We start from the raw sequence: 25,956 nt of genomic DNA on the forward strand, positions 1-25,956 counted from the left end.
CCAAGGCCCCTCGTCACCCTCAGGGGGCAGGATACACATAGGGCGCCTGCAACCCGAGCGGGAAGCCCATTGCCCAATACAGCAGCAGGAAGATGCTCCAGCTCACCAGGAAGGCCAGCGAATACGGCAGCATCATGGAGACCAAGGTACCGATCCCGGTGCTCTTCACATACTGCTGGCAATAGACCACCACCAGCGGGAAGAACACCATCAGCGGGGTGATGATGTTGGAGGCGGAATCCCCCACCCGGTAGGCCGCCTGGGTCAGCTCGGGTGAGATCCCGACCGCCATCAGCATGGGCACCAGGATGGGGCTGATCAGCGCCCACTTGGCCGAGGCCGACCCCACCACCAGGTTGACAGACGCGGTCAGCAGTATGATGCCGACTATGGTGACCTCTCCCGGCAGCGCCAGGGCATGCAGCACCTCGGCGCCGGACAGCGCCAGCAGGGTGCCCAGATTGGAGTCACCGAAGGCCTTGATGAAGAGTGCGCAGAAGAAGGCCATCACCATGTAGGAGCCCATCTTGTTCATGGTGGCCGACATGGCATCGATCACGTCCTTGCCGCTCTTGAAGTTCCCCGCCACGAAGCCGTAGACGATACCGGGCAGGATGAACAGCAGGAAGATGAGCGGCACTATGGACTTCATCACGGGCGCGGCGAAGGTGGTCAGCGAGCCATCAGCCGCCCGCATCGGCGAATCGCCCGGTGACAGGGCCAGCCCCAGCAGGACGATGGCCGCCAGCATGGCAAAGCCGGCCCAGTTGAAGGCGCGGCTCTCCTGCGCGCTGTAGCGTCCCATCTCGTCGGCGCTCTCGAGCTCCTCGTTGAGGGGGATGTGTCTGAGACGCGGCTCCACCACCTTCTCGGTGATGAACCAGCCCACGCAGATGATCAGCAGGGAGGAGGCACCGGTGAAGAAGATGTTGCACAGGGTGTTGACCATGTAATCGGGGTCGAGCAGCTGGGCCGCCGACTGGGTGAAGCCCTGCAACAGGGCATCACCGCCCGAGGGGAGGAAGTTGGCGGCAAAGCCACCGGAGACCCCGGCAAAGGCCGCGGCTATCCCGGCCAGCGGGTGGCGCCCGGCGGCGTGGAAGATGATGCCACCGATGGGGATGACCAGCACATAACCCGCATCGGCCGCCGTGTGACTGACGATGGCCACCAGGATCAGCATGGGGGTCAGGAAACGGGCGGGGGTGACTTTCAGCAGCTTCTTCAGGCCGGTGTTGATGAAGCCGGACTGCTCGGCCACCCCGACCCCCAGCATGGCCACCAGCACTATGCCGAGCGGGGCGAAGCTGGTGAAGGTCGTGACCATGCTGGCGAGGAACTCGGCCAGGCCAGCCCCGGTCAGCAGGTTGTTGACCACGACGGCCTCCCCGGTGCGGGGATTGACCAGATCAAAGGAGAACTGGGAGAGGATCCAGGAACCGACCCAGACGATCAGCAAGGCATAGAGGAACAGCATGGCGGGATCCGGCAGTTTGTTGCCTGCCTTCTCGACCCCGTTCAGGAAGCGGTTCAACCAGCCGTTGGGCGGGCTGGCCGGACGCTCGTTCACTGTGGCTTGACTCATTATGGTGATACTCCATTACCAAGGAATGAGCGCGCATCCTAGCGATAAACTCCAATGAATCCCATGATACAAGCCATAAATTCGATTAATTACGTTTAATTTTGCATAAAATACTCAATAAACGGGATATACCGCACATTATCGAATACCGGATTCAATCGCCCACCAGCGGATAATGCCCTGCTTTGCCGTGGATCCCGAAGCCCGCCACCACCACCTGCTCCGCCGTCAGCGGGGTGCTGAACAGGAAACCCTGGAACACATGACAGCCCTGGGCACGCAGGGCCGCCAGTTCGTGCTCGTCCTCCACCCCCTCCGCCAGGATGCCGAGCCCGAGACTGGTGGCCATGGCGACGGTGGCCCGGATCACCGGCAGGTTCAGACCGACCACGAAGGAGCGATCCAGCTTGATGGTATCGATGGGCAGCCGGTTGAGGTAGGCAAGGGAGGAGTAGCCGGTGCCAAAGTCGTCGATGGCGATCTTGATCCCCTGCTCGCTCAGGGCGTCGAGGATCTCGATGCAGCCCTTCATGTCCAGCATCAGCACGGTTTCGGTCAGCTCCAGCGTCAGCAGCCTGGCATCGACGCCAAACTCCCTCAGCTGCTCGGCCACCAGCTCCGGCAGGGAGGGGGTGAGCTGGAAGCCGGACAGATTGACCGAGACCGGCACCCTCACCTGGTATTGCTGCTGCCACGCCCCCATCTGGGCCAAGGCGGTGGAGAGCACCCAGCCCCCGATCTCGCGGATCAGCCCCATGTCCTCGGCCAGGGGAATGAACTCCGCCGGAGAGACCTGCCCCAGCACAGGGTTGTACCAGCGCAGCAGTGCCTCGTAACCGATCAGCTTGCCCTGCGCCACATCCACCAGGGGCTGATAGCAGAGGCTCAACTCCCCCCGGCCTATGGCCTTGGCCAGGAACTGTTTCAGGGTGAGCTTGCGGTGCAGGCTCTGCTGCATGCTGGGGGTGAAGCGCTGCCAGCGCAGGCGGCCCATCTGCTTGGCCTGATACATGGCCATGTCGGCGCGGGTGATCAGGTTGTCGCCGTCATCGGCGTCGTCCGGATAGATGGCGATGCCGATGCTGCCGCCTATGGTGACCTCGGGCACCCCACTCAGCTGCAGTGGCTTGGTCATCTGGGAGAGCATGAGATCCGCCACCTCCTGCGCCCGTTCGCTTGACTGGTTGAGCGGCACCAGGGCCGTGAACTCGTCACCGCCGAGGCGGGCCAGTTCGACATCCCGCGGGCAGATCTGCTTGAGCCGGCCGGCCACTCGCTCCAGCAGGCGATCCCCCGCCTTGTGGCCATAGTTGTCGTTGACCAGCTTGAAGTTGTCCAGGTCCATGAACACCAGGGCGAAGCGCCCCCCCAGGCCGCAATAGGCCTCGAGGGACTTCATCAGGCCATAGCGGTTAAGCAGGCCGGTGAGGGAGTCGTGCCAGGCCAGGTGGCGGTGCTCCAGCTCCTCGAGCTTGCGATCCGTGATGTCACGCATGGTGAGCAGGATCCTGGCCCCTTGCTGGATGTGGCGAAACTGGTACTGGAACCAGCGCATCCCCTTGAGGGTACGGCACTCCCCCTCGGCCACCACCTCGTCGAGATGGGACAGACGCCGGTAGAAGGCCTCATCGCTGCCGGAGAAGATCTGGGTCAACTGGGTGATGGCATTGCCGAAGCACAGATCGAAGTGATGGTTGCCGCTCTCGAGGCGTCCCTTGTTGTCGAACAGACAGGCCAGGGTATCGCCGGCGGCGAGCGACGACTCCTGATAGAGGGTGTCGGCATCGATCACCGCCTCCGTCATCATCATCAGGCGTCCGGCGATCTCGACCCCGGAGAGGCGCAGGTAGACCTGCTTCCTGACCCCTTTGGGGGAGATTGTCCACCACTCGTTGTAGCTGCGGCCCTGCTGGAAGTCGCCGAGATAGCGCTGCAGCAGCAGGTCGATGGCGGCGGCCATGTCGGCCGAGAAGTCGCGGGATTGCAGCTCGGTCAGCGAGCTCGCCTCCCACAGCACCAGCGCGGCGCCATTGGCCCAATAGATGTGATGATGCTGGATGTCATAGATCCAGATGGGGGTATGCAGCACATCAATCGCATTCAGTAAGCGTTCGTCTAGCGTATTCATGTTGGGAAGTGATTCATGATGGAGCTCATAGCAACACCAGCCACGATGACGCGCCGAGCGGGGCCCTCGTGCTGGTACAAAATCAGATCCAGCCCATAATCTGGAAAAAAGCATGTGAAAAGAGGGCCGACTTCATATGAAAACGCTACATGTGATACCCATGGTCAGAAAAAATGGACTCACACTGGTATGGCTGGGCATAGCCGTCACCATTGCTATGATTTTTATACTTTTTTTGCTCCGCGAACAACCCTTAATCCCCGCCATGATCGGTCTGCTGGCTGGCTTGATGATGACGCTTATCGGGGCCCTGAAACTAAGTGAGCCTCATTTAAGCCTCTCTCTGTGTCACGATTGCCTGCAATATCACCATAAGTACGGGGGTTGGATCCTGAAATGGAGAAATATTCAGCGGATCGACCAGCCACGTATCCATTTAGGGTGGGATCTGGTCGCCCTGCCCTACATCGGCTTGAAAATTAAGGATTACGACGATTTTTTGACGCTGATCACACCCAGGCTGGCCGTCCGTCTGCTGACCGAGCAGCGGGCCGTGCTGCTGCAAGCGATCAACAGCGAGCGACCTGAGTGCCTGAGCGGAGGCTGCGGCGCCAGCCTGCTGGGAGAGGGCTTGCTGGAAGAGAGCCGGTTTCGCTCCCCCTCCGGCCAGCGTTACGAGGGGGTCATCGCCATGCTGGGCAACCGCATGGTCCGCCTGCGCGATCTGCTGGGCTATGACCTGCTGGTGCCCGACAACAGCCTGGATCGGGCACCCGCCGAATTTATCCGCCTATTGAACCAGTACAGACGCGAGTCGAATCTAATCCAGATCAATTAAACGCCGGATTGCGCTTGCCAAGCCGGGTGACTGTTTCATATGGTCACTGGCTTGTTACATTCAGAACACCCCTTATACCGCTTATGAAGTACATCGAAGAGTTCTATCTGTTCGTCAAGGTGGTGCAAGAGGGCGGTTTCTCCCACGCCGCTGCCGCGCTGGGCATGCCGACCGGCACCATCAGTCGACGTATTTCCCAGCTGGAAGAGCAACTCGGCTGCACCTTGCTGCACCGATCCACCCGCAAGCTGCGCCTCACCGACGAGGGGCTGCGTTATTATGAGCGCCTGTGCACGCCGCTGGCCGAGATAGAGCAGGCGGCCGGCGAGATCCAGGGCCAGGAAACCGACATCAGCGGCGTGATCCGCCTCGCGGCCCCCATCGCCCTCTCCAATACCATCCTGATCGACATGCTGGCCGACTTCGGCCTGCGCTACCCCAAGGTGCAGTTCGACATCAGCCAGACCAATGATCACCATCCCCTGTGCGATCAGGACAGAGACCTGATGTTCTTCAACGGCGAGCTGCCCCAGGTGCTGCCCAACGCCCAGTGCCTCGGCCACATCGAATATGGGCTGTTCGCCTCCCCCCTCTACCTGGAGAAGATGGGGACCCCGTCCCACCCGGCCCAGCTGGAGGAGCACGATCTCATCTATTGCTGGCCACATCAGCACTGGCAGCTGATCGGGCGGGACGAGCAAAGGGTGCAGGTCAAACGGGCCGCCCGGCTGACCGTCCATCAGACCCAGGCCGCGGTGCGGGCCGCCCGCCGTCACCTCGGCATCGTCAACGCTCCGCTGCACTATGTGCCCCCCTTCCTGCAGGACGAGCAGCTGGTGGCCGTCTTGCCGGACTGGCGCTCGGATCGGCGCCCCTTCTACATGCTGCGCTGCCAGCCCCAGTTCACCCCGTTGCGTGTTAAGATGTTCGCCGAATTTGTCGAGAAATACTCCGCCCACTACCGCAATCGCCAATGGGACGAGCAATTTTCACCGGCCACCCCCCAGCCCCATTGCATCTGACGGTTGGCGGCCCACACTTAGCGCAACTCTCGTGACACAGGTCTGCTAACACCATGAATGTATTGATATGTGATGACTCAGGGTTTGCGCGAAAGCAGCTGGCCCGGGCCCTGCCTGCGGACTGGAACATCAAGCTGCACCAGGCGGCCGACGGCCTGGCAGGGATAGAGCAGATCCTGATGGGGCACGGCGATCTGATCTTCCTGGATCTGACCATGCCGGAGATGGATGGCTACGGAGTGCTGGAGACGCTCAAGCGAGAGGGGCTGCGCAACAAGGTGATCGTGGTCTCCGGCGATATCCAGCCGGAAGCCCATCAACGTGTAATGGCACTGGGCGCCCTGGACTTCATCAAGAAGCCGGCCGTCCCCGAGACCCTGCGCGCCCTCCTCCAGCGCCACGGCCTGTGGCAGGAGGCGAGCACCGCGAGCCACGAGCCCACAGCCCCCGTCCACCCGATATTGGCCGAGAGCGCCATCCCGTTCAACGCCGAGCTGCGCGATGTCTATCAGGAGCTGGCCAACGTCGCCATGGGTCAGGCCGCCGATCTGCTGGCACGCCTGCTCGACGCCTTCGTGCTGCTGCCCATCCCGAACGTCAATGTGCTGGAGGTCTCCGAGCTGCACATGGCGCTCTCGGCCGCCGCCGAGTCGGATACCCTCTCCGCCGTCTGCCAGGGCTTCATCGGTGCCGGCATCGCCGGGGAGGCCCTCATCCTGTTCCACGACGCCAGCTTCCAGGATCTGGCCCGGCTGATGAAGCACCAGGGCGTGCTGGATCACGGTGCCGAGCTGGAGCTGCTGATGGACACCGCCAACGTGTTGATCGGCGCCTTCCTGCGCGGCTACGCCAGCCAGCTCGATACCCCCTTCAGCCAAGGCCATCCGGTGGTGCTCGGTCAGCACAGGTCCATCCAGGATCTGATCCGCACCAACCAGAGCCGCTGGCGCCGCACCCTGGCCATCGAGATCAACTACAAGATCCGGGACTACGCGGTGCAGTGCGATCTGCTGCTGCTGTTTACCGAAGATTCCATCGCCACCATGAACAACAAGATCATGCACATGCTCTAGCGGTTTGATCCCATCGCCAGCATCCATAACAACATCAAGCACATTCTCCAGGAGTGACCATGGAAATCCGTGAATTTCATTGGCTGATGAACATAGTACAGAACCTGGACGTGGGGCTGGTGGTGCTCGACAGGGAGTACAGAATACAGGTGTGGAACGGCTTCATGGAGAGCCACAGCAGCCGGCTCGCCGGCGAGGTGCGCGATCGGGTGCTGTTCGACCTCTTCCCCGACGTGGATCGGGCCTGGCTGGAGCGCAAGGCCAACATGGTGTTCAAGCTCAACAACCGCGCCTTCAGCACCTGGGAGCAGCGCCCCTACCTGCTGCGCTTCTCCAACTACCGCCCCATCACCGGCTCGGCGCCCCACATGTACCAGAACCTGACCCTGGTGCCGCTGGCCGACTTCGGCGGCCAGGTCACTCACATCGCCATCATGATCTACGACGCCACCGACGAGGCCATGCTAATGCTGGACAGGCGGCAGGGCTGAGACGCAGTTTCGACCTCATGAAGAAGGGCGCCCCGGGGCGCCCTTCTTTCGATCATCTGTGACCGAAGCCACTGTTAGCGCCCCATGTACTCGGTGAAGGCATCGATCACCTCTTCGATGTCGTCGTCATTGATCTGCAGATGGGTCACCAGCCGCAGTTCGCCGTAGCCGGAGAAGAGGATGCCCCGCTCCTTCATGAAGGCGAGCAAGGGGGCGCTCTCACCAGAGCTCAGCCGCAGGAACACCATGTTGGTCTGCACCAGGTCCGGATCCAGCTCGATGCCGGGCAAGGCCGCCAGCCCCTCGGCCAGCCGTCTGGCACGGCGGTGATCGTCAGCGAGGCGGGTCACATGCTGCTCCAGGGCGAACAGCCCGGCCTGGGCCAGGCTCCCCGCCTGACGCATGCCACCGCCGAGCATCTTGCGCAGCCGTCTGGCCCGCGCGATCAAGTCCTGTGCCCCCACCAGCAGGGATCCCACCGGTGCGCCCAACCCCTTGGAGAGGCAGATGGAGACGCTGTCGAAGGGGGCCGCAATCTCGTGCACCCCCTGACCGCTCGCCACCACGGCATTGAACAGCCGGGCGCCGTCCAGGTGCAGCCGCAGCCCCTGGCTGTCGGCGAAGCGACGCATCTCGTGCAGATAGGCCAGCGGCAGTACCTTGCCGTTGTGGGTGTTCTCGAGGCAGATGAGTCGGGTCTGGGCAAAATGGGCGTCATCGGGGGCGATGGCGGCGCGCACATCGGCCAGCGCCAGGGTGCCATCGGCCTGCATGGGCACCGGCTGCAGGGCCACCGAGCCCAGCACGGCCGATCCTTGCGCCTCATAGCGATAGATGTGAGCGGCATTGCCGAGCACGGCCCCTTCCCCACGCTGGCAGTGACTCATCATCGCCAGCAGATTGGACATGGTGCCCGATGGCACAAACAGCGCCGCCTCTTTGCCCAGCAGCTCGGCGCCGCGGCGCTCCAGCGCGTTGATGCTGGGGTCTTCCCCATAGACATCATCGCCCACCTCGGCGTGCAGCATGCTCTGGCGCATGGCATCCGTGGGCTGGGTGACGGTATCACTTCGTAAATCGATATAGCGCATGACATCCTCCTGATGCAGGAGGATGAAGTTAGCCAGCCAGGACTGACTTGGCAAGCAAACCGTCGCGGGAATGTGAGCCCGCTGACGGCTCACCAGGGCAGCGGCCGCCCCTGTAAGTCCACAAATGAGCCCGACTGCGCCAGCGACAGGCCCGCGATGAGATCCAGCAGTTGCGGCGCCACCAGGTTGGGATCTTGCAGGCTGCCCGGGGGCAGGTCGTGCAGGAAGGGTTGCTGCATGGAGGTGTCCATGAGTCCGGGGTGGACCGTGATGACCCCGGCCCAGAGGAAGCGTTCGGCCCACTCGGCGGCCAGGATCCTGGCGCCCATGTTGAGCGCGGCCTTGCTCATCCGGTAGCTGTAGCGGCTGGTCGAATGTGGACCGCCCACCTCCTGGCTGCCCAGGCTGCCCGCCAGATCGGAGAGGGAGCAGAGCCACAGACGGGCATCCGGCGGCATCAGCCGGCTCAGGCAGGCGCCGAGGGCGAGGTGCGGCCAGGCATTGGCCTGCAGGCTCTCCCCCAGCCACTGGGGTGTGACCTCTTCCACCCGCCGCTCCGGCATGAAGTTGAGATCATAGAGCAGGCCTATGGTGTTGATCACCACGCTCGGCAGCGTCGCGGGCTCATAGAGGGTGAACAGCGCCTCGAAGGAGAGCGGGTCCACCTCCTGCAGCGGGAAATAGCGGGCCGGATCCAGCCCCTTTGGCGGCAACCTGCCCGCCAGCTGCCACTCCTCACCACGCTTGGCCAGCTCCCGTGCCAGCGCCGTGCCCAAACCTCCACTGCCCAGGATCAGATAGCCCATATCACTACCCTTGAATTTGCCGTTTGTTTAGAGGGTATCAGAATAATGGCCGACGGCAGCTCAGGCCGCCTCTCCCTGACTCAGGCATCACCCAGATGGCGGCCAAATTCACGGGCCCGCGCCAGGTCCAGAAAACCGTCTGCCTGCTTGTGGCTGCGCAAAAACTGGTAATAGGCGAGCAGGGTCACCAGCTGGTGCTCGTCGGGCTGGGGGGAGTCCGGCATCCGCTCCTGCAGCAGAATGCCCGCGGCGGCCAAGGCCTCCCTGTCGACCACCTCGGCCTGACGATAGAGGTAGCCGCAGCCGGTGGCGAGCCACTCCAGCGAGCAGTTGGCCCCCATGGCGATCTGGTTGGCCTTGCCCAGACCGGGTTCGGCCCCCTTCAGGTATTTGCGCAGCAGCGCCTCACTCAACCCCACCTTGCGGGCGAAGGCGCTGACGCTGCCCTCCCCGATCAGGCTCTGCAGCCTGGCGGCAAATCCTTCCATCTTTCTCTTCCCCCAGAACCAAAGTTCGAATTTGCGAGGGGCGCATTATTGCCTTGTCCAACAGAAGAGACCAAGATGCTGGCAGCATTTATTCCTCTTCATCTATCCGCCTAGGAGTCACCATGTCCATATCCCGTCTCGCCCTGCACGCCCAGGGTCCGACCTTCTCCCGCCTCATCATGGGCTACTGGCGCCTGATGGAGTGGCAACTCTCCCCGGCCGCGCTGCTGGATCTGATGAAATACCACCTGGATCTGGGAGTGACCACCATAGATCACGCCGACATCTACGGCGGTTATCAGTGCGAGGAGGCCTTCGGTCACGCCCTGCGCCTCGAGCCCTCCCTGCGCAGCCGGATGGAAATCGTCAGCAAGTGCGGCATCGCCCTCACCGCCAAGCCGGAGCATGCCCTCAACCACTACAACACCGGCAAGGCCCACATCATCGCCAGTGCCGAGGCCTCCTTGCAAAAACTCGGCACCGACCATCTGGATCTGCTGCTGATCCACCGCCCGGATCCGCTGCTGGATGCCGATGCGGTCGCCGATGCCTTCATCACCCTCAAGCAGGCGGGCAAGATCAAGCACGCCGGGGTATCCAACTTCAGCGCGCGCCAGTTCGAGCTGCTGCAATCGCGCCTCGACTTCCCGCTGGTCACCAACCAGCTGGAGATCTCGCCGCTCAACCAGGACTGCACCCTGGACGGCACCCTGGATCAGTGCCAGCAGCTGCGCATCAAGCCGATGGCCTGGTCCTGCCTCGGTGGTGGACGGCTGTTCAACGATCCCGCCTATGTCCCGCTGCGCGCCGAGCTCGAACAGATCCGCCATGAGGTGGGTGCCGAGCACATCGAACAGCTGGTCTACGCCTGGGTGATGATGCTGCCGAGCCAGCCGCTGCCGCTCATCGGCTCAGGCAAGCGGGAGCGGATCGCCGCCGCCGTCGCCGCCGAATCCATCCAGCTCAGCCGCCAGCAGTGGTTCCGCATCCGCAAGGCCGCGCTCGGTTACGACGTGCCCTGACCCTCGCCGGCAGACCGCACAAACAAAAACGGCATGGAGTGATCCATGCCGTTTTGCGTTATCGAGACGATTCAACGATGGCGCTGAGGGCGACCACGAGGTGCATCTGTCTTCGGTTTGGCCTGATTGACTGTGATAGTGCGGCCGCCTATTTCGGTGCCATGCAACCCGGCGATGGCCTTCTCGGCATCCCCGTTGACAGGCATTTCAATGAAGCCAAAACCCTTGGACTGACCGGTATCGCGGTCGATGATGATATCGACCTTCTCTACCTCTCCAAATTGGCTGAACACATTTGTCAGTTCGTCGGCCGTCATCCGGTACGACAGATTACCTACGTAAATCTTCATGCCATCCACTCTCGATTCAAGGTGCCTTATCTATGCATCCACCGACCTGGAAGTAAGGGCACAACCCCCAAGCCGGACCTGCCATGGCATCATGCCGTGGCACTCCCCACCCCGTAGTCCAAGTCATTGATCTCTTGGACTAACGGAGCAGGAAAGATCAATTCGAATCAGAGGCAGTATCTGAGCTTTATGGCAAATTGTCGAGAAAATAGTCAACTCATATGGGTTGCAGCACACTCAGCACCTCGCCGAGGGCACGACGGCCGTGCCAGGCTCGCTTAAAGCCGAAACGGTAGATGCCGGGCGCCACTTCGTGGGTACCTTCCCGGCTCAGCCCCAGCAAGGCCGCGGCCTCGGCCAGGGTGTCGGCATCGAGTGCGAGATCCAGGCTGAAGTCGAGCCACTGGCCATCGTGACCCACCTTGCGATCCCGCGCTATGCCGACCAGCGCCGATCTGGGCAGGGCCAGCGCCTTGTCGTCGCCGCCGTTGAGCAGATAGAGGTGGCGCTCGTCCCAGGCGAGCTCGGCCAGCCGCCAGCGCTGCCAGTTGCGCGGCAGCACCATCATCACCAGCACTATGCCGCCAAACACCAGGCCGACCCAGGGCAGCAGCCCCATCTCGGGGTAACCCAGCCACAGCGCGGCTACGACTGTGCCCAGACTCGCCAGCAGCAGGCCGATCATGACCCCGTAGAAGCGTCGCACCGGGGGCATCAGCCAGCGTATTCCCGCCTGCGCTGCCAATTCACTGACTCTCATCTCCAGATCCTCTCTCGATTGGAACGGTCTTGGCGTTCCTGTTTGGCGTTGGCGCGCATTGTGCGTGAGCCGGCCCGCCCGTGGCAACCCGCTTGGCGATGCGGATGACGACCGGCCGGCTCTGTTGATATGATTGAGGTTCTCTGAGCCAGCCACGCCACCATCGTCGAGAGTCTCATGCTTGCCACCACCTTGCTGTTCATGACCAGTGCCCTCTACGCCGAGGCCATCGGCGGCTACTCGGCCGGTTGCCTGACCCATGCCATGGCCCTGCCGCTGGAGGGACCCGGCTATCAGGTGATCCGCAGCAAACGGCTGCGCTACTACGGCCATCCCGATCTCATCCACTACCTCACCCAACTGGCCAACCAGACCCGGCTGGCCGGCATGCCGGATCTCTACATCGCCGATCTGGCCATGGCCCGGGGCGGCCCCTTCAGCTCCGGCCACCGCAGCCACCAGACCGGCCTCGACGCCGACATCTGGTTCCGGATGGCCGATCGCCCCATCAGCAAGTGGGAGCAGGATGCCCCCAAGGAGTGGGCGCTGATCGACGAGCCCAGTTATCGGCTGCTGCCGGGCCGCTTCGGGCCGCAGCAACTCACGCTGCTGCGGCTGGCCGCCAGCCAGCCCGAGGTAACCCGCATCTTCATCAACCCCGTGCTCAAGGCCGAGGTGTGCCGGCGCGCGAGTGACGAGCCCTGGGTGCACAAGCTGCGTCCCTGGGTTGGCCACTTCAGCCACTTCCATGTCAGGTTGCGCTGTCCGGCGGGCAGCCCGGATTGCCAACCCCAGGCGCCGATCCCGCCAGGCAACGGCTGTGGCGCCGAGCTGGCCTCCTGGATCAAGGACAAACCCCAGCTACCCAGGGTGTCAATGAGCTACCAGGCCCCGGTGCTACCGAGCCGTTGTGGCGGCTGACCACAAGCTGGTATGGTGTCAGCGCCGAATCAAATAGATCCAATGGAGACAACAAGATGGCCACTTCTCTCTGGCGCACGACCACGCAGAACCTGTTGATGCTGACCCTGCTGCTGGGGTTGACCGGATGCGGCATGAACAACATCCCGACCCTGGATGAACAGGTCAAGGCGAGCTGGAGCCAGGTCGAGAACCAGTACCAGCGCCGCGCCGATCTCATCCCCAACCTGGTGGCGACCGTCAAGGGCTATGCCAACCACGAGCAGGAGACCCTGAAGGCGGTGACCGATGCCCGCGCCCGGGTGGGCAGCCTGCAGCTAAGCGATCCGTCCCAGCTCAAGGCGTTTGAAGCCGCGCAGGATCAGCTCTCCAGCGCCCTCTCCCGACTGATGGTGGTGGTCGAGCGCTACCCGGATCTCAAGGCCGATCAGCAATTCCTCACCCTGCAGGCCCAGCTGGAGGGCACCGAGAACCGCATCGCGGTGGCCAGACGCGACTACATAGAGGCGGTGCGCCAGTTCAATACCGAGATCCGCACCTTCCCGGGCGTCATCTGGTCCAAGCTGCTCTACTCGGACTTGACCGCCAAACCCAGTTTCAGCGCCAAGCCGGGTGCCGATGAGGCGCCCAAGGTCAGCTTCCAATGAGCCCAGTGATCCGCTGGCTGCTGCCCTGCCTGCTGCTGTGGGCGACGGCATTGCAGGCGGCCCCCGCGTTTCCGGCCCTCAGCGGCCGGGTGGTGGACGAGGCGAGCCTGATGTCGCGCAAGCAGGCGCATCAGCTGACCCAGCAACTGGCCGCCTTCGAGAAGCGCAGCGGCATCCAGCTGGTGGTGGTGTCGGTCGACAGCCTGGATGGCAACACCATCGAAGAGTACGGCTATCAGCTGGGTCGCCACTGGGGCATAGGTCAGAAGGCGCGCAACAACGGCGTGCTGCTGCTGATCGCCCAGGATGAGCGCAAGGTGCGCATCGAGGTGGGTTATGGCCTGGAGGGGGCCCTGCCCGATGCCATCGCCGCCAACATCATCCAGACCCGGATCCTGCCCGCCTTCAAACGCGGCGACATGGTGGCCGGCATAGTCGCCGGCAGCCAGGCCATCATGCAGGCCCTGGCCGGTGAGTACCAACCGGCGGACGCCGCCAAGCAGGACGACAAGCTGGGGGGCCCCTGGCTGTTCATCCTGGCGGTGATCGTGATGCTGGTGCTGCACAACCTGCGAGGCGGCGGCGGAGGTGGCTCGGGCGGGCGTCGCCGGGCGGCCTATCTGGCCACGGGCTTCGGGGTCGGTCGCTCCGGCGGCGGTTTCGGTGGCGGCGGCTTCAGCGGTGGCGGCGGCAGTTTTGGGGGCGGTGGTGCCTCCGGTGGCTGGTAATCAGGGATAAAGAGACAACATAATGATTTCGAAACAGTTTTATCACACCTTGCAGGCCAGGGTACGGCAAGCCGAACAGGCAACGGACGCCGAGCTGGTCACGGTGCTGGCCCCGGCCAGCGACGGTTATCGCTACATCCCCACCCTGTGGGCCGCGCTGCTGGCCATGCTCACCCCCCTGCTGGTGTTCCAACTCGGCTTCTGGCTCGGCTGGTACGAGATCCTGCTGGTGCAATGGTCGGTCTGGCTGCTGCTCAGCCTGCTGTTCCACTGGACCCCCATCAAGATGCGGCTGATCCCGAGGAAGGTGCGCCAGCACCGGGCCGCGCTGATGGCCCGCCTGCAATTTGTCGAGCAGGGGCTGCACCGCACCCGGGACAGGCTGGGGGTGCTGATCTTCGTCTCGGTGGCCGAGCACTATGTGGAAATCCTGGTGGACGATGGCATCGCCCAGCACATCGACAACGCCCAGTGGCAGCAGATCATCGATGACTTCGTGGTGCGGGTGCGCAACAAGGAGGTCGAGCAGGGTTTCCTCGAGTGTGTGGAGCGCACCAGCGCCATCCTGACCGATGCGTTCCCGGCCACCCGGGATCAGAACGAGTTGCCCGACAGCCTGATCATTTTGGATAAACCCTGATCCGGCTTAAAAAACCGGCATTCTGCGCAAGGGATAGGCATTCGATAAAGATTCTGAAAAATAAGGGGAAAAGTGTTTGACCCCGGGTCAGCTTTCCCCTAAATTACGCCCCGTTCCAGCGCAACAGCGCAGCGAAGCACGTGGCGATTGAACACGTTAAACAGCAGTCAAAAATTTGGTGAGGTGTCCGAGTGGCTGAAGGAGCACGCCTGGAAAGTGTGTATACGGCAACGTATCGAGGGTTCGAATCCCTCCCTCACCGCCAAATAAAGCAAAAGGGCCTGTCGCAAGACAGGCTCTTTTGCTTTATCCGGTGATGGGCGGCTCGGTTATAACCCTGGTTCGACAAGGGGGCAGGACAGCCCCCTTGGACAGCCGCAGGCTGCCCGCAGGGCGAGCGCCAGGGATGGCGCGAGTCAATCCCGACCCACCGCCAAACAGTAAAACCCGGCCATCAGGTCGGGTTTTTGCTTTGAGGGCTCGTCGAAAGACGAGCCCTTTTGCTTTATCCTGTGACGGGCGGCCCGGTTCGGCCCCTGGTTCGACAATAGGGCAGGCCACCCTCCCGGACGGCCAAAAGCTGCCCATAGGAAGCCCGTGCAATCCCGATTGAACACTCCATCGTAAGAACCCGCCCCCCAGCCGGGCTTTGCTGGCTGGCACCCCCTTCTCCCCTGCTCTACTCGACTGTAAAAACCACTTTCTCCCCTTCCCCTCATGATTCTCTCTCCCCGGCCGAAAACAAGGGGGATGCCAGCGTTGGTTTGGCCTCTCAGATATTGCTCATCGATTGGATATCGTTTTGAAAAACTGATAGTTAAATGGCTACACTAGCCGCATTCAATACATAGGGACCTGGATACATGAGTCTGATCGGTTTGCTGTTTGCCTTGGCAGCCATATTGGGTGGCAACATGATCGAGGGCGGGCATCCGAGCGCCCTGCTCGATCTGCCCGCCTTCCTCATCGTGATCGGGGGAACCGTGGGGGCCGCCCTGACTCAGTTCCCCTTCTCCGTCGTCGGTAAAACCTTCAAACGCTTCAAGTGGCTGCTTACTCCCCTCAAGCTCGACATGCTGGAGCAGGCCCAACTGCTGGAAACCCTGGCGGGCAATGCGCGGCGCAGCGGCATGCTGGCGCTGGAGGGCATGATCGACGATATCAAGGATCCCTTCCTGCAGAAGGGGGTGCAGATGATGGTCGACGGTTACGAGAAGACCAAAATCCACGAGGTGCTGGAGAACGAGATTGAGTTCGAGCAGGAAGATCTCGAGCAGACCGTCAAATTCTACGAGGCCATGGGCGGCTACTGCCCGACCATGGGGATAGTCGGTGCCGTGTTCGGCCTGATCCATGCCATGGGGCTGCTCGATCAGCCCGACAAGCTGGGGGGCGCCATCGCAGTGGCCTTCATCGCCACCATCTACGGAGTCGGCGCCGCCAACCTGATCTTCCTGCCGTTCGGCAACCGCTACAAGGGCTTCGCCCACCAGATCCGCCACTACAAGGAGATGACCCTGACCGGCATCCTCTGCATCGTCGACGGCGAGTCACAACAGCGGCTGCAAGTGACCCTGGAACCCTACCTCGGAGGTCACGGTGGCGAAAAAGAAAAAGGCTGAGGCGCCGGAGAACCATGAGCGCTGGCTGGTCTCCTATGCCGACTTCATGACCCTGCTGTTCGCCCTGTTCGTGGTGCTCTACTCCTTCGCCATGGCCAAGCAGTCGGAGACCCGGGTGCTGATCCAGGGCTTTATCGAATCCCTTGGCAAGATTGGCCTCATCTCCCTGCCCGCCGGCTCCCCCGTGATGCAGGGCGGCACCGGTATCCTGGAGCCCGAGTCCAAGACCACTCCGGGGACCTCCGACAAGGAGAAGGTGCTGGAGACGGAGGCCCCCACCTCGGCCGCCGATCCCTTCAACGAGACCATAGGCGCCTCGGAGAAACCCAGTGCGACCGAAGCCTGGCCGCACAAGACCAAGGAGCAGGAGTGGGCCACCCTCACCAAGCAGAAGCTGGAGCAGCAGCTCAAGAACCAGATTGAATCCAAGGATCTGGAGGTGGAGCAGCTCGGCAGCCAGCTGGTGATCCGCATCGGCGAGAAGAGCCTGTTCCCCGCCGACTCGGCCTTCCTCCAGCCCCAGTTCATTCCCCTGGTCAACAAGGTGTCCGATGTGCTGGCCGACATCCCCGGCATGGTGGTGGTGACCGGCCACACCGACAACTCGCTGACAGCGGTGGAGCTCTATCGCAACAACTGGGAGCTGTCGGTGCTCAGATCCGCCGCCATCGTCCATATCCTGCTGACCAACCCCAAGCTCGATGCCAGACGGATCGTGGCCCAGGGCGTGGCCGATACCCAGCCTCGCTATGCCAACGACACCCCGGCCCACCGGCAAGCCAACCGGCGGGTGGAGATAGTGCTCTCCCAGGGCAAGGCGGCGGAACAAGCCCTTCCCCTCCTCGCCCCCTGATGAAAAGACCCCGCATTGCGGGGTCTTTCGTTTTTCCGATTAGTTTATTTTTCAAGCGAACTTGCCATTTTCCTTACCCCGTAAAAGCGATTGAAAATGATTCTCAAACAGGAAGATTGACCTTGCTAGCAAAAAGCGATTTTCCTCCCGCTGATTAATAATTAATCCTTTGAAATGACATGTAAATCAGTATGGAACTGGCATAATACGTAGCATCCTTGTTAAGTCACATGATTAATTCGGTTAGGGAAAACTCCTATGTTTGCTGATATTGCTGTCCAGCATTGGGCCTTTGCTGTCTATGTCATTGGGGCCATCTGCATCTGCCTGACCATGATAGGCGTCGCGGCCTTGCTGGGGGGTCGAGCCTATGGCCGCGCCAAAAACCGACCCTTCGAATCCGGCATCGAATCCGTCGGCAACGCCCGTCTGCGTTTCTCCGCCAAGTTCTATCTGGTCGCCATGTTCTTCGTCATCTTCGACGTCGAGGCGCTCTATCTCTTCGCTTGGTCCGTTTCCGTACGGGAAAGTGGCTGGGTCGGTTTCATCGAAGCCACCATCTTTATCACCCTGCTGCTGGTAGGCCTCATCTACCTGTGGCGTATCGGTGCCCTCGACTGGGCCCCGAAGAAGCGCGTCCTGACTGACAAGAAGCCAGACTGATTTACCGATTATCCCTTTGAGGTTGCACCATGAAGTACACCCTGACCCGGATTGACCCGGATGCGCCCGTTGAGCGCTACCCCCAGGAACAGCGCCAGACCGTCGATGATCCGCTGGCGCAACAGGCGAGCCGCGGCATCATGATCGGGCGGCTAGAGGAGGTGTTGCAAGACACCGTCAACTGGGGCCGCAAGAACTCGCTCTGGCCATACAACTTCGGTATCTCTTGCTGCTATGTCGAGATGTGTACCGCCTTCACCTCCCCCCATGACGTGGCCCGCTTCGGCGCCGAGGTCATTCGTGCCTCGCCACGCCAGGCAGACTTCATGGTGATCGCCGGCACCCCCTTCATCAAGATGGCCCCCGTCATCCAGCGCCTGTATGAACAGCTGCTCGAGCCAAAGTGGGTCATCTCCATGGGCGCCTGCGCCAACTCGGGCGGCATGTACGACATCTACTCAGTGGTGCAGGGTGTGGACAAATTCCTGCCGGTCGACGTCTATATTCCCGGTTGCCCGCCCCGCCCCGAGGCCTTCCTGCAGGCCCTGATGCTGTTGCAGGACTCCATCGGCAAGGAGCGTCGCCCCCTCTCCTGGGTGGTGGGCGATCAGGGGATCTATCGCCCCGAGATGCCGGCCGAGAAGGATCGCAAGCGGGAAGAGCGCATCCAAGTCACCAACCTGCGCACGCCGGATGAGATCTGACCATGAAATTGACCCGAGAGTTTCCCAATAACTACAGCATGGCCCAATGGCAGCCCTCCGATCACGCCGATGCCCAGGTGGTCGGCGAGCTGTTTGCCCATTTCGGCGCCGAGCGCTTCACAGTCCAGACCACCCGCACCGGGGTGCCCGTGCTCTGGCTATCCCGCGATCTGCTGCTGGATGTGGTGGGCTTCTTGCAAAAGCTCCCCTCCCCCTTCGTGATGCTGTTTGACTTGAGCGCCACCGACGAGCGGATGCGCAGCCATCGCCACGGCCTGCCCGAGAGCGACTTCACCGTCTTCTACCACCTCATCTCCATCGATCGTAACGCCGATGTGATGCTGAAGGTGCCGCTGATGGAGAGCGATCTGCACCTGCCGACCATCAGCCGCCACTTCCCCAACGCCAACTGGTACGAGCGGGAAGTCTGGGATCTGATGGGCATCACCTTCGATGGCCACCCCCACCTCACCCGCATCATGATGCCCAAGAGCTGGCAGGGTCACCCGCTGCGCAAGGATTACCCGGCCCGGGCCACCGAGTTCGATCCCTTCATGCTCGATGCGGTCAAACAGGATCAGGAGCAGGACAACCTGCTGTTCAAGCCGGAAGAGTGGGGCATGAGCCGGGGCAACGAGAACGAGGACTACATGTTCCTCAACCTCGGCCCCAACCACCCCTCCGCCCACGGCGCCTTCCGGCTGGTGCTGCAGCTCGATGGCGAGGAGATCCGCGACTGCGTGCCCGACATCGGCTATCACCACCGTGGTGCCGAGAAGATGGGTGAGCGCCAGTCCTGGCACAGCTACATCCCCTACACCGACCGGGTCGAGTACCTGGGCGGGGTGATGAACAACCTGCCCTATGTGCTGGCGGTCGAGAAGCTGGCGGGGATCACCGTGCCCAACCGGGTCGACATGATCCGGGTGATGATGTCGGAGCTGTTCCGCATCCAGAGCCACCTGCTGTTCCTCGGTACCTATATCCAGGACGTGGGGGCCATGACCCCGGTGTTCTTCACCTTCACCGACAGGCAGAAGATCTACCTCATCATCGAGGCCATCACCGGTGCGCGCATGCACCCGGCCTGGTTCCGCATCGGCGGCGTGGCGCACGATCTGCCGATCGGCTGGGCCCGCCTCATCCAGGACAACCTGCTGAGCTGGCTGCCCAAGCGGCTGATGGAGTATGAGAAGGCTGCCATGCGCAACAGCATCTTGCGCGGTCGCACCATAGGCGTCGCCGCCTACAACACCGCGCAGGCGCTGGCCTGGGGCACCACGGGCGGCGGTCTGCGCGCCACCGGTCTCAACTTCGATGTGCGCAAGTGGCGCCCTTATTCCGGCTACGATCAGTTCGAGTTCGAGGTGCCGGTGGGCAGCAATGGGGATGCTTACGATCGCGCCACCGTGCGCATCGAGGAGATCCGCCAGAGCATGCGCATCATAGAGCAGTGCATGAAGAACATGCCGGAGGGACCGTTCAAGGCGGATCACCCGCTCACCACACCGCCGCCAAAAGAGCGCACCCTGCAGGACATCGAGACCCTGATCACCCACTTCCTGCAAGTGTCCTGGGGGCCCGTGATGCCGGCCGCCGAGTCCTTCCAGATGATAGAGGCGACCAAGGGGATCAACAGCTACTACCTGACCAGCGACGGCTCCACCATGAGCTACCGGACCCGGATCCGCACCCCGAGCTTTGCCCACCTGCAGCAGATCCCCTCGGTGATCCGCGGCCAGATGGTGTCGGATCTCATCGTCTACCTGGGCAGTATCGATTTCGTTATGTCGGATGTGGATCGTTAAGTCCCCGCAGTGACGGGACAAGAAGAATAAACGACAAAAGGTTAAGTCATGAGCCAGCAATGTCAGTGCAAAAATACATCGTCCTCAGCGGGACAGAGTGCGTGTCAGGGCAAGGGCGACGGATTCGCCCTGAGCCAGGCCGAGCGCGACGCCATCTTGCATGAGACGCACCACTACGAAGATCCCCGCGCCGCCAGCATAGAAGCACTCAAGATAGTGCAGCAGGCGCGCGGCTGGGTACCGGATGGTGCCATCCATGCCATCGCCGCCGAGCTGGGCATCCCCGCCAGCGACGTGGAAGGGGTCGCCACCTTCTACAGCCAGATCTTCCGCCAGCCGGTCGGCCGCCACATCATCCGTGTCTGTGACAGCATGGTCTGTTACATCAACGGCCATGAGCAGCTGCTGGCGGGTCTGAAAGATGTGCTGGATCTGGCCCCTGGCCAGACCTCGGCCGACGGCCGCTTCACCCTGCTGCCGGTCTGTTGCCTCGGCAACTGCGACAAGGGGCCGGCGCTGATGATCGACGACGACACCTTCGGCGGGCTGGATGCGATCGGCTTGCTTAAAACCCTGGAGGCTTACCCATGAGCCTGGCATCCCTTGGCACCGCCAACCGCACCCCCCGTGCCCCCGAGACCCATCCCCTCACCTGGCGGCTGCGCGACGATGGCCAGCCGGTCTGGATCGAGGAGTACCAGGCCAAGCAGGGCTACGAGGCCGCCCGCCGCGCGCTGGGCCAGATGAGCCCGGACGAGATCGTCAGCACCGTCAAGGACGCTGGCCTCAAGGGCCGCGGTGGCGCCGGCTTCTCCACCGGGGTGAAGTGGGGCCTGATGCCCAAAGACGAGAGCATGAACATCCGTTACCTGCTCTGCAACGCCGACGAGATGGAGCCGAACACCTACAAGGATCGGCTGCTGATGGAGCAGCTGCCCCACCTGCTGATCGAGGGGATGATCATCTCCGCCAAGGCGCTCAAGGCCTACCGCGGCTACATCTTCCTGCGTGGCGAGTATGTGGATGCCGCCATCCACCTGCGCCGTGCGGTGGAAGAGGCCAAGGCCGCCGGCCTGCTCGGCAAGAACATCCTGGGCTCGGGCTTCGACTTCGAGCTGTTCGTCCACACCGGTGCCGGTCGTTACATCTGCGGCGAAGAGACGGCGCTGATCAACTCCCTGGAAGGGCGCCGCGCCAACCCGCGCGCCAAGCCCCCCTTCCCCGCCGTCTCCGGCGTCTGGGGCAAGCCCACCTGCGTCAACAACGTCGAGACCCTGTGCAACGTACCCGCCATCATAGGCAACGGCGTGGCCTGGTATCAGGGGCTGGCGCTGCCGGGCTCGGAGGATCACGGCACCAAGCTGATGGGCTTCTCCGGCAAGGTCAACAATCCTGGTTTGTGGGAGCTGCCATTCGGCATCACCGCCCGCGAGCTGTTTGAGAACTACGCCGGTGGCATGAAGGCCGGTTATCGCCTCAAGGCCTGGCAACCGGGCGGCGCCGGCACCGGCTTCCTGCTGCCCGAACACCTGGATGCCCAGATGTATGCAGGCGGCATCGGCAAGGTCGGCACCCGCATGGGCACCGGCCTCGCCATGGCGGTGGATGACAGCGTCAACATGGTCTCCTTGCTGCGCAACATGGAAGAGTTCTTCGCCCGTGAATCCTGCGGCTGGTGCACCCCCTGCCGCGACGGCCTGCCCTGGAGCGTCAAGCTGCTGCGGGCACTGGAGCGCGGCGATGGCCAACCCGAGGATCTCGCCACCCTGGAGCAGCTGTGCAGTTTCCTCGGCCCGGGCAAGACCTTCTGCGCCCATGCCCCCGGCGCCGTCGAGCCCCTTGGCAGTGCGATGAAGTACTTCAGGTCCGAGTTCGAGGCCGGGGTCAAGGCCCCCCATGACAATCACAAGCTGTTCAAGGGTATCCAGCCCAATCTGCTGGGCGAACGCTGGTAACACGAGGCGTCATGCCTGCTGCGAGCCATGGATTTTATCTAATTTGATGTCAGGGAAGTTGTATGGCCACCATTTATGTAGACGGTAAAGAGTTCGAGGTAGACGGCGCAGACAACCTGCTGCAAGCCTGTCTGTCGCTGGGTCTGGACGTCCCCTATTTTTGCTGGCACCCGGCGCTCGGTAGCGTCGGTGCCTGCCGCCAGTGTGCGGTCAAACAGTATCAGAATGCCGATGACAAGCGCGGCCGCCTGGTCATGTCCTGCATGACCCCGTCCACCGATGGCACCTATATCTCCATCGAGGACGAAGAGGCGAAAGAGTTTCGCAAGACGGTGGTGGAGTGGCAGATGACCAACCACCCCCACGACTGCCCGGTGTGTGAAGAGGGCGGCGCCTGCCACCTGCAAGACATGACGGTGATGACCGGCCACAACAGCCGTCGCTACCGCTTCACCAAGCGCACCCACCAGAATCAGGATCTCGGCCCCTTCATCAATCACGAGATGAACCGCTGCATCGCCTGCTATCGCTGCGTGCGCTACTACAAGGATTACGCCGGTGGCGAGGATCTGGGCGTCTATGGTGCCCACGACAACGTCTACTTCGGCCGGGTCGAGGATGGCACCCTGGAGAGCGAGTTCTCCGGTAACCTGGTGGAGGTCTGCCCCACCGGCGTCTTCACCGACAAGACCCACTCCGAGCGTTATAACCGCAAATGGGACATGCAGTTCGCCCCCAGCATCTGCCAACAGTGCTCGGTCGGCTGCAACATCAGCCCGGGTGAGCGCTACGGCGAGCTGCGCCGCATCGAGAACCGTTACCACGGCGCGCTGAACCACTACTTCCTGTGCGACCGCGGCCGCTTCGGCTACGGCTATGTCAACCTGGCCGACCGCCCCCGCCAGCCCCTGCTCCATGATGGCAACGACCGACTCGCCATCACGGTCGACGGCGCCCTCAACCGCGCCGCCGATGCCCTGCGCACCGCCGCCGGTGTCATCGGCATCGGCTCGCCGCGCGCCTCGCTGGAGAGCAACTTCGCCCTGCGCGAACTGGTGGGTGCCGACAACTTCTATTGCGGCGTCGAGCAGAGTGAATGGGAGTGCCTGCAGAAGATGCTGCATATACTGCAGCACGGCGGCGTGCGTACCCCCAGCCTGCGCGATATGGAGGAGGCCGACGCCATCCTGGTGCTGGGTGAAGATGTCACCATGAGCGCCGCCCGCATCGCCCTGGCCCTGCGCCAGGCGGTCAAGGGCAAGGGCCGCGAGATAGCCCGCAAGCTGAAGGTGGACCTGTGGCAGGTCGCCGCGGTGCAGACCCTGGCGCAGAACGATCGCTATCCGCTGCTCATCACCAGCCTGGATCAGACCCGCCTCGACGATGTGGCCAGCGGCACACTGCATGCGCCCCACGCCGATCAGGCCCGGCTCGGCTTCGCCATCGCCCACCTGCTCGATGGCTCGGCCCCGACCCCGCACGACTTGAGTGCCGATCAGCAGGCCCTGGCCACGCGCTGGGCCGAGCTGCTCGGCAATGCCAAGAAGCCGCTCATCATCGCCGGCTCCGGCGCCCGCTCCCAGGCCCTGCTCGAGGCGGCCAGCAACATAGCGCGCGCCCTCAAGGGCCGTGCCCAGGAGGTGAGCCTGGCGCTGGTGGCACAGGAAGCCAACAGCCTGGGGCTGGCCATGTTGGCCGCATCGGATGCGCCGCTGGAAGCCGCCCTGAGCCGTATCGAAGGGGAGGAGAAGCTGGCGCTGATCACCCTGGAAAACGATCTCTATCGCCGCGCCCCGCGCAACCGGGTCGATGCCGCCATCAAGCGCCTGCAGCATCTGCTGGTGGTCGATCATCAGGACACCCAGACCGCCCAGCAGGCGAACCTGGTGCTGCCTGCCGCCAGCTTCGCCGAGGCCGACGGTACCCTGGTGAACATGGAAGGTCGCGCCCAGCGCTTCTTCCAGGTCTATGCCGCCGCCTTCTACGACGCCGACATCCAGGTGCGCGAGAGCTGGCGCTGGCTGGCCGCGCTGCAGGGGGCGCTGGATCACACGCCGCTGCGCTGGACCACCTTCGACGAGGTGAGTGCCGCCTGCGCCGCCTCAGTGCCGCTGCTGGCCGCCATGCTGGAGGCCGCGCCCAACGCCGGGCTGCGCATCCGTGGCATGAAGCTCGCCCGCGAGCCGCACCGCTACAGCGGCCGCACCTCCATGCTGGCGGATCAGAACGTGAGCGAACCCAGGGTGGCTCAGGATCCGGACTCCCCCTTCAGCTTCTCCATGGAAGGCTACGCCGGTGCCCGCCAGCCGATGCAACAGGTGCCGTTCGCCTGGGCGCCGGGCTGGAACTCCCCCTCTGCCTGGAACAAGTTCCAGAGCGAGGTGGGTGGCAACCTGCGAGCCGGCGATCCCGGTCGCCGTCTGCTGGAGCCGGGTGAAGACAGCCTCGGCTGGTTCGAGACCATCCCCGCCCCCTTCGGCGCCCAGGCGGCGCTGCAGGTGGTGAGCTACGAGCAACTCTTTGGCGGGGAAGAGCTCTCCGCGCGCAGCCCGGTCATCCAGGCGCGCATGGCCGCCCCCGAGCTGGTGCTGAACCCGGGCGACGCCGCCCGCTTCGCCCTCCATGCCGGCAACCTGGTGGCCTTCTCCTGGGGCGGCCACCACTGGCGGTTGACCCTGCGGGTCAGCGAGCGGCTGGCACAGGGGCTGCTCGGTCTGCCGCTGGGCGCCCATGGCCTGCCGACCGCGCTGCACCAGGCCTATGTGACTGATCTGCAGGAGGCCATAGCATGAGCGATGAAATGATCGACCTGTTGCTGGAAGTAGGCAAGGCGCTGATCGTGCTGGTGGGGATAGTGGGGGCTGGCGCCTTCATGAGCTTCATCGAGCGCCGTCTGCTGGCGCTGTGGCAGGACCGTTACGGCCCCAACCGGGTAGGCCCCTTCGGCTTGCTGCAGCTGGCGGCCGACATGGTCAAGATGTTCTTCAAGGAGGACTGGATCCCGCCGTTCGCCGATCGCCGGATCTTCGTGCTGGCCCCCATCATCGCCTTTACCTCCTTTATTCTGGCGTTTGCGGTGGTGCCCATCACGCCGACCTGGGGGGTGGCGGATCTCAACGTGGGTCTGCTCTACATCCTGGCCATCGCGGGGCTGGCGGTCTACGCCGTGCTGTTCGCCGGCTGGTCTAGCAACAACAAGTACTCCCTGCTCGGCAGCCTGCGCGCCTCGGCCCAGACCCTCTCCTACGAGGTGTTCCTCGGCCTCTCCCTGATGGGGATAGTGATCCAGACCGGCAGCTTCAACCTGAGAGAGATCGTCGAGGCGCAGGCCGGCCTGTGGAACGTGGTGCCCCAGATCCTGGGCTTTGTCACCTTCCTGTTTGCCGGCGTCGCCGTCACCCACCGTCACCCGTTCGACCAGCCGGAGGCCGAGCAGGAGCTCGCCGACGGCTATCACATCGAATACGCGGGCATGAAGTGGGGTCTGTTCTTCGTGGGCGAGTACATCGGCATAGTGCTGGTCTCCTCCCTCATCGTGACCCTGTTCTTCGGTGGCTGGCACGGCCCCTGGTTGCCGCCCTTCATCTGGTTTGCGCTGAAGACCGCCTGTTTCATGGTGTTCTTCATCCTGCTGCGGGCTTCCCTGCCCCGCCCGCGCTTCGACCAGGTGATGTCCTTTGGCTGGAAAGTCTGCTTACCGCTTACCTTGCTCAACATGCTGGTAACCGGCGCCGTAGTGCTGATAAATGTGCAGTGAGGCA

At 62.9% G+C, this 25,956-nt stretch carries 25 protein-coding genes and 1 tRNA gene; 19 read left to right on the top strand and 7 right to left on the bottom strand.

The genetic code is table 11. From position 1 onward, the window contains the following. Nucleotides 1-19 precede the first annotated feature (19 nt). Both AACW18_RS13005 and AACW18_RS13010 read right to left on the bottom strand, forming a co-directional pair. Nucleotides 20-1,585, bottom strand: coding sequence for an AbgT family transporter (locus tag AACW18_RS13005; protein ID WP_218290949.1), 1,566 nt, complete (start codon nt 1,583-1,585; stop codon nt 20-22). Nucleotides 1,586-1,739: 154 nt separating this feature from the next. Next, a complete protein-coding gene (locus AACW18_RS13010) occupies nt 1,740-3,680 on the bottom strand; it encodes a putative bifunctional diguanylate cyclase/phosphodiesterase (protein WP_042652523.1) in 1,941 nt (646 codons plus the stop codon). 169 nt (nt 3,681-3,849) lie between these two features. Between AACW18_RS13010 and AACW18_RS13015 the strand changes: the two genes are divergently transcribed. The 4 genes from AACW18_RS13015 (at nt 3,850) to AACW18_RS13030 (ending at nt 7,137) form a co-directional block, all read left to right on the top strand. After that, nucleotides 3,850-4,551 carry a DUF2982 domain-containing protein gene (locus AACW18_RS13015; protein ID WP_218291220.1) on the top strand — a complete coding sequence of 234 codons (702 nt, stop codon included), beginning with the start codon at nt 3,850-3,852 and terminating at the stop codon, nt 4,549-4,551. A gap of 83 nt (nt 4,552-4,634) precedes the next feature. Continuing rightward, the gene (locus AACW18_RS13020; protein WP_218388898.1) at nt 4,635-5,573 is read left to right on the top strand and encodes a LysR family transcriptional regulator; all 939 of its coding nucleotides are present in this window, start codon (nt 4,635-4,637) and stop codon (nt 5,571-5,573) included. Between the two features lie 53 nt (nt 5,574-5,626). Then, nucleotides 5,627-6,646, top strand: coding sequence for a response regulator (locus AACW18_RS13025; RefSeq protein ID WP_218388899.1), 1,020 nt, complete (start codon nt 5,627-5,629; stop codon nt 6,644-6,646). Between the two features lie 59 nt (nt 6,647-6,705). Next, nucleotides 6,706-7,137 (top strand): PAS domain-containing protein, encoded by a 432-nt coding sequence (locus tag AACW18_RS13030; protein WP_042652362.1) that lies wholly within the window; start codon nt 6,706-6,708, stop codon nt 7,135-7,137. 74 nt (nt 7,138-7,211) lie between these two features. On the opposite strand, the gene ltaE is transcribed toward AACW18_RS13030, so the two are convergent. The 3 genes from ltaE to AACW18_RS13045 all read right to left on the bottom strand — a co-directional run bounded on the left by ltaE (nt 7,212) and on the right by AACW18_RS13045 (nt 9,522). Next, complete coding sequence (gene ltaE / locus AACW18_RS13035) at nt 7,212-8,228, bottom strand: low-specificity L-threonine aldolase (protein ID WP_218329056.1); 1,017 nt, start codon at nt 8,226-8,228, stop codon at nt 7,212-7,214. Nucleotides 8,229-8,317: 89 nt separating this feature from the next. Continuing rightward, on the bottom strand, nt 8,318-9,034 hold the full coding sequence (locus AACW18_RS13040; RefSeq protein ID WP_218388900.1) for a short-chain dehydrogenase: 717 nt from the start codon (nt 9,032-9,034) through the stop codon (nt 8,318-8,320). Between the two features lie 80 nt (nt 9,035-9,114). Beyond that, complete coding sequence (locus tag AACW18_RS13045) at nt 9,115-9,522, bottom strand: XRE family transcriptional regulator (RefSeq protein WP_218388901.1); 408 nt, start codon at nt 9,520-9,522, stop codon at nt 9,115-9,117. A gap of 122 nt (nt 9,523-9,644) precedes the next feature. Between AACW18_RS13045 and AACW18_RS13050 the strand changes: the two genes are divergently transcribed. Then, entirely contained in the window at nt 9,645-10,544 is a 900-nt protein-coding gene (locus AACW18_RS13050; RefSeq protein ID WP_218388902.1) for an aldo/keto reductase, read from the top strand. 71 nt (nt 10,545-10,615) lie between these two features. Here the strand turns inward: AACW18_RS13050 and AACW18_RS13055 are convergent, their stop codons facing one another. Continuing rightward, on the bottom strand, nt 10,616-10,894 hold the full coding sequence (locus AACW18_RS13055; RefSeq protein WP_081965963.1) for an RNA recognition motif domain-containing protein: 279 nt from the start codon (nt 10,892-10,894) through the stop codon (nt 10,616-10,618). A 217-nt stretch (nt 10,895-11,111) separates the two neighbouring features. Then, nucleotides 11,112-11,654: a hypothetical protein gene (locus AACW18_RS13060; RefSeq protein WP_218388903.1), complete on the bottom strand. Its 543-nt coding sequence runs from the start codon at nt 11,652-11,654 to the stop codon at nt 11,112-11,114. 177 nt (nt 11,655-11,831) lie between these two features. Between AACW18_RS13060 and mepA the strand changes: the two genes are divergently transcribed. The 14 genes from mepA to nuoH all read left to right on the top strand — a co-directional run bounded on the left by mepA (nt 11,832) and on the right by nuoH (nt 25,952). Next, nucleotides 11,832-12,575: a penicillin-insensitive murein endopeptidase gene (gene mepA, locus AACW18_RS13065; protein WP_042652524.1), complete on the top strand. Its 744-nt coding sequence runs from the start codon at nt 11,832-11,834 to the stop codon at nt 12,573-12,575. A 56-nt stretch (nt 12,576-12,631) separates the two neighbouring features. Next, on the top strand, nt 12,632-13,222 hold the full coding sequence (locus AACW18_RS13070) for a LemA family protein (RefSeq protein ID WP_218388904.1): 591 nt from the start codon (nt 12,632-12,634) through the stop codon (nt 13,220-13,222). Next, nucleotides 13,219-13,950, top strand: coding sequence for a TPM domain-containing protein (locus AACW18_RS13075; protein WP_218388905.1), 732 nt, complete (start codon nt 13,219-13,221; stop codon nt 13,948-13,950). The genes AACW18_RS13070 and AACW18_RS13075 overlap by 4 nt, the downstream gene beginning before the upstream one ends. Before the next feature lie 22 nt (nt 13,951-13,972). Further along, nucleotides 13,973-14,590: a TPM domain-containing protein gene (locus AACW18_RS13080; protein ID WP_042652370.1), complete on the top strand. Its 618-nt coding sequence runs from the start codon at nt 13,973-13,975 to the stop codon at nt 14,588-14,590. Nucleotides 14,591-14,767: 177 nt separating this feature from the next. Next, nucleotides 14,768-14,855, top strand: a tRNA-Ser gene (locus tag AACW18_RS13085). A gap of 598 nt (nt 14,856-15,453) precedes the next feature. Next, nucleotides 15,454-16,212 carry a flagellar motor protein gene (locus tag AACW18_RS13090; RefSeq protein ID WP_042652371.1) on the top strand — a complete coding sequence of 253 codons (759 nt, stop codon included), beginning with the start codon at nt 15,454-15,456 and terminating at the stop codon, nt 16,210-16,212. Continuing rightward, nucleotides 16,190-17,065, top strand: a complete 876-nt coding sequence (locus AACW18_RS13095) for a flagellar motor protein MotB (protein ID WP_218388906.1) — start codon at nt 16,190-16,192, stop codon at nt 17,063-17,065. Before AACW18_RS13090 ends, AACW18_RS13095 begins: the two co-directional genes overlap by 23 nt. Before the next feature lie 258 nt (nt 17,066-17,323). After that, nucleotides 17,324-17,728, top strand: a complete 405-nt coding sequence (locus tag AACW18_RS13100; protein WP_042652373.1) for an NADH-quinone oxidoreductase subunit A — start codon at nt 17,324-17,326, stop codon at nt 17,726-17,728. Nucleotides 17,729-17,757: 29 nt separating this feature from the next. Further along, on the top strand, nt 17,758-18,432 hold the full coding sequence (locus AACW18_RS13105; protein ID WP_042652374.1) for a NuoB/complex I 20 kDa subunit family protein: 675 nt from the start codon (nt 17,758-17,760) through the stop codon (nt 18,430-18,432). Nucleotides 18,433-18,434: 2 nt separating this feature from the next. Next, a complete protein-coding gene (nuoC, locus tag AACW18_RS13110) occupies nt 18,435-20,240 on the top strand; it encodes an NADH-quinone oxidoreductase subunit C/D (RefSeq protein ID WP_218290938.1) in 1,806 nt (601 codons plus the stop codon). Between the two features lie 48 nt (nt 20,241-20,288). Next, on the top strand, nt 20,289-20,831 hold the full coding sequence (gene nuoE / locus AACW18_RS13115) for an NADH-quinone oxidoreductase subunit NuoE (RefSeq protein WP_042043686.1): 543 nt from the start codon (nt 20,289-20,291) through the stop codon (nt 20,829-20,831). Further along, entirely contained in the window at nt 20,828-22,195 is a 1,368-nt protein-coding gene (gene nuoF / locus AACW18_RS13120) for an NADH-quinone oxidoreductase subunit NuoF (protein WP_218388907.1), read from the top strand. The genes nuoE and nuoF overlap by 4 nt, the downstream gene beginning before the upstream one ends. A 62-nt stretch (nt 22,196-22,257) precedes the next feature. After that, entirely contained in the window at nt 22,258-24,987 is a 2,730-nt protein-coding gene (gene nuoG, locus AACW18_RS13125) for an NADH-quinone oxidoreductase subunit NuoG (protein WP_218388908.1), read from the top strand. Beyond that, nucleotides 24,984-25,952, top strand: a complete 969-nt coding sequence (nuoH, locus tag AACW18_RS13130) for an NADH-quinone oxidoreductase subunit NuoH (RefSeq protein WP_042652378.1) — start codon at nt 24,984-24,986, stop codon at nt 25,950-25,952. Before nuoG ends, nuoH begins: the two co-directional genes overlap by 4 nt. Nucleotides 25,953-25,956: the final 4 nt, after the last annotated feature.

The organism is Aeromonas sp. sia0103, assembly GCF_963895295.1.
GTDB classification, from domain to species: domain Bacteria; phylum Pseudomonadota; class Gammaproteobacteria; order Enterobacterales; family Aeromonadaceae; genus Aeromonas; species Aeromonas encheleia.

Bases quoted from the DNA above. Each gene is read 5' to 3' on its own strand.
- AACW18_RS13105 (WP_042652374.1), top strand. From the start codon at position 17,758: ATGAAGTACACCCTGACCCGGATTGACCCGGATGCGCCCGTTGAGCGC.
- nuoE (WP_042043686.1), top strand. From the start codon at position 20,289: ATGAGCCAGCAATGTCAGTGCAAAAATACATCGTCCTCAGCGGGACAG.
- AACW18_RS13015 (WP_218291220.1), top strand. From the start codon at position 3,850: ATGAAAACGCTACATGTGATACCCATGGTCAGAAAAAATGGACTCACA.
- AACW18_RS13060 (WP_218388903.1), bottom strand. From the start codon at position 11,654: ATGAGAGTCAGTGAATTGGCAGCGCAGGCGGGAATACGCTGGCTGATG.
- AACW18_RS13020 (WP_218388898.1), top strand. From the start codon at position 4,635: ATGAAGTACATCGAAGAGTTCTATCTGTTCGTCAAGGTGGTGCAAGAG.
- AACW18_RS13090 (WP_042652371.1), top strand. From the start codon at position 15,454: ATGAGTCTGATCGGTTTGCTGTTTGCCTTGGCAGCCATATTGGGTGGC.
- AACW18_RS13025 (WP_218388899.1), top strand. From the start codon at position 5,627: ATGAATGTATTGATATGTGATGACTCAGGGTTTGCGCGAAAGCAGCTG.
- nuoG (WP_218388908.1), top strand. From the start codon at position 22,258: ATGGCCACCATTTATGTAGACGGTAAAGAGTTCGAGGTAGACGGCGCA.
- AACW18_RS13030 (WP_042652362.1), top strand. From the start codon at position 6,706: ATGGAAATCCGTGAATTTCATTGGCTGATGAACATAGTACAGAACCTG.
- nuoF (WP_218388907.1), top strand. From the start codon at position 20,828: ATGAGCCTGGCATCCCTTGGCACCGCCAACCGCACCCCCCGTGCCCCC.
- AACW18_RS13040 (WP_218388900.1), bottom strand. From the start codon at position 9,034: ATGGGCTATCTGATCCTGGGCAGTGGAGGTTTGGGCACGGCGCTGGCA.
- mepA (WP_042652524.1), top strand. From the start codon at position 11,832: ATGCTTGCCACCACCTTGCTGTTCATGACCAGTGCCCTCTACGCCGAG.
- nuoH (WP_042652378.1), top strand. From the start codon at position 24,984: ATGAGCGATGAAATGATCGACCTGTTGCTGGAAGTAGGCAAGGCGCTG.
- ltaE (WP_218329056.1), bottom strand. From the start codon at position 8,228: ATGCGCTATATCGATTTACGAAGTGATACCGTCACCCAGCCCACGGAT.
- AACW18_RS13050 (WP_218388902.1), top strand. From the start codon at position 9,645: ATGTCCATATCCCGTCTCGCCCTGCACGCCCAGGGTCCGACCTTCTCC.
- AACW18_RS13080 (WP_042652370.1), top strand. From the start codon at position 13,973: ATGATTTCGAAACAGTTTTATCACACCTTGCAGGCCAGGGTACGGCAA.
- AACW18_RS13055 (WP_081965963.1), bottom strand. From the start codon at position 10,894: ATGAAGATTTACGTAGGTAATCTGTCGTACCGGATGACGGCCGACGAA.
- AACW18_RS13005 (WP_218290949.1), bottom strand. From the start codon at position 1,585: ATGAGTCAAGCCACAGTGAACGAGCGTCCGGCCAGCCCGCCCAACGGC.
- AACW18_RS13075 (WP_218388905.1), top strand. From the start codon at position 13,219: ATGAGCCCAGTGATCCGCTGGCTGCTGCCCTGCCTGCTGCTGTGGGCG.
- AACW18_RS13045 (WP_218388901.1), bottom strand. From the start codon at position 9,522: ATGGAAGGATTTGCCGCCAGGCTGCAGAGCCTGATCGGGGAGGGCAGC.
- AACW18_RS13070 (WP_218388904.1), top strand. From the start codon at position 12,632: ATGGCCACTTCTCTCTGGCGCACGACCACGCAGAACCTGTTGATGCTG.
- AACW18_RS13100 (WP_042652373.1), top strand. From the start codon at position 17,324: ATGTTTGCTGATATTGCTGTCCAGCATTGGGCCTTTGCTGTCTATGTC.
- nuoC (WP_218290938.1), top strand. From the start codon at position 18,435: ATGAAATTGACCCGAGAGTTTCCCAATAACTACAGCATGGCCCAATGG.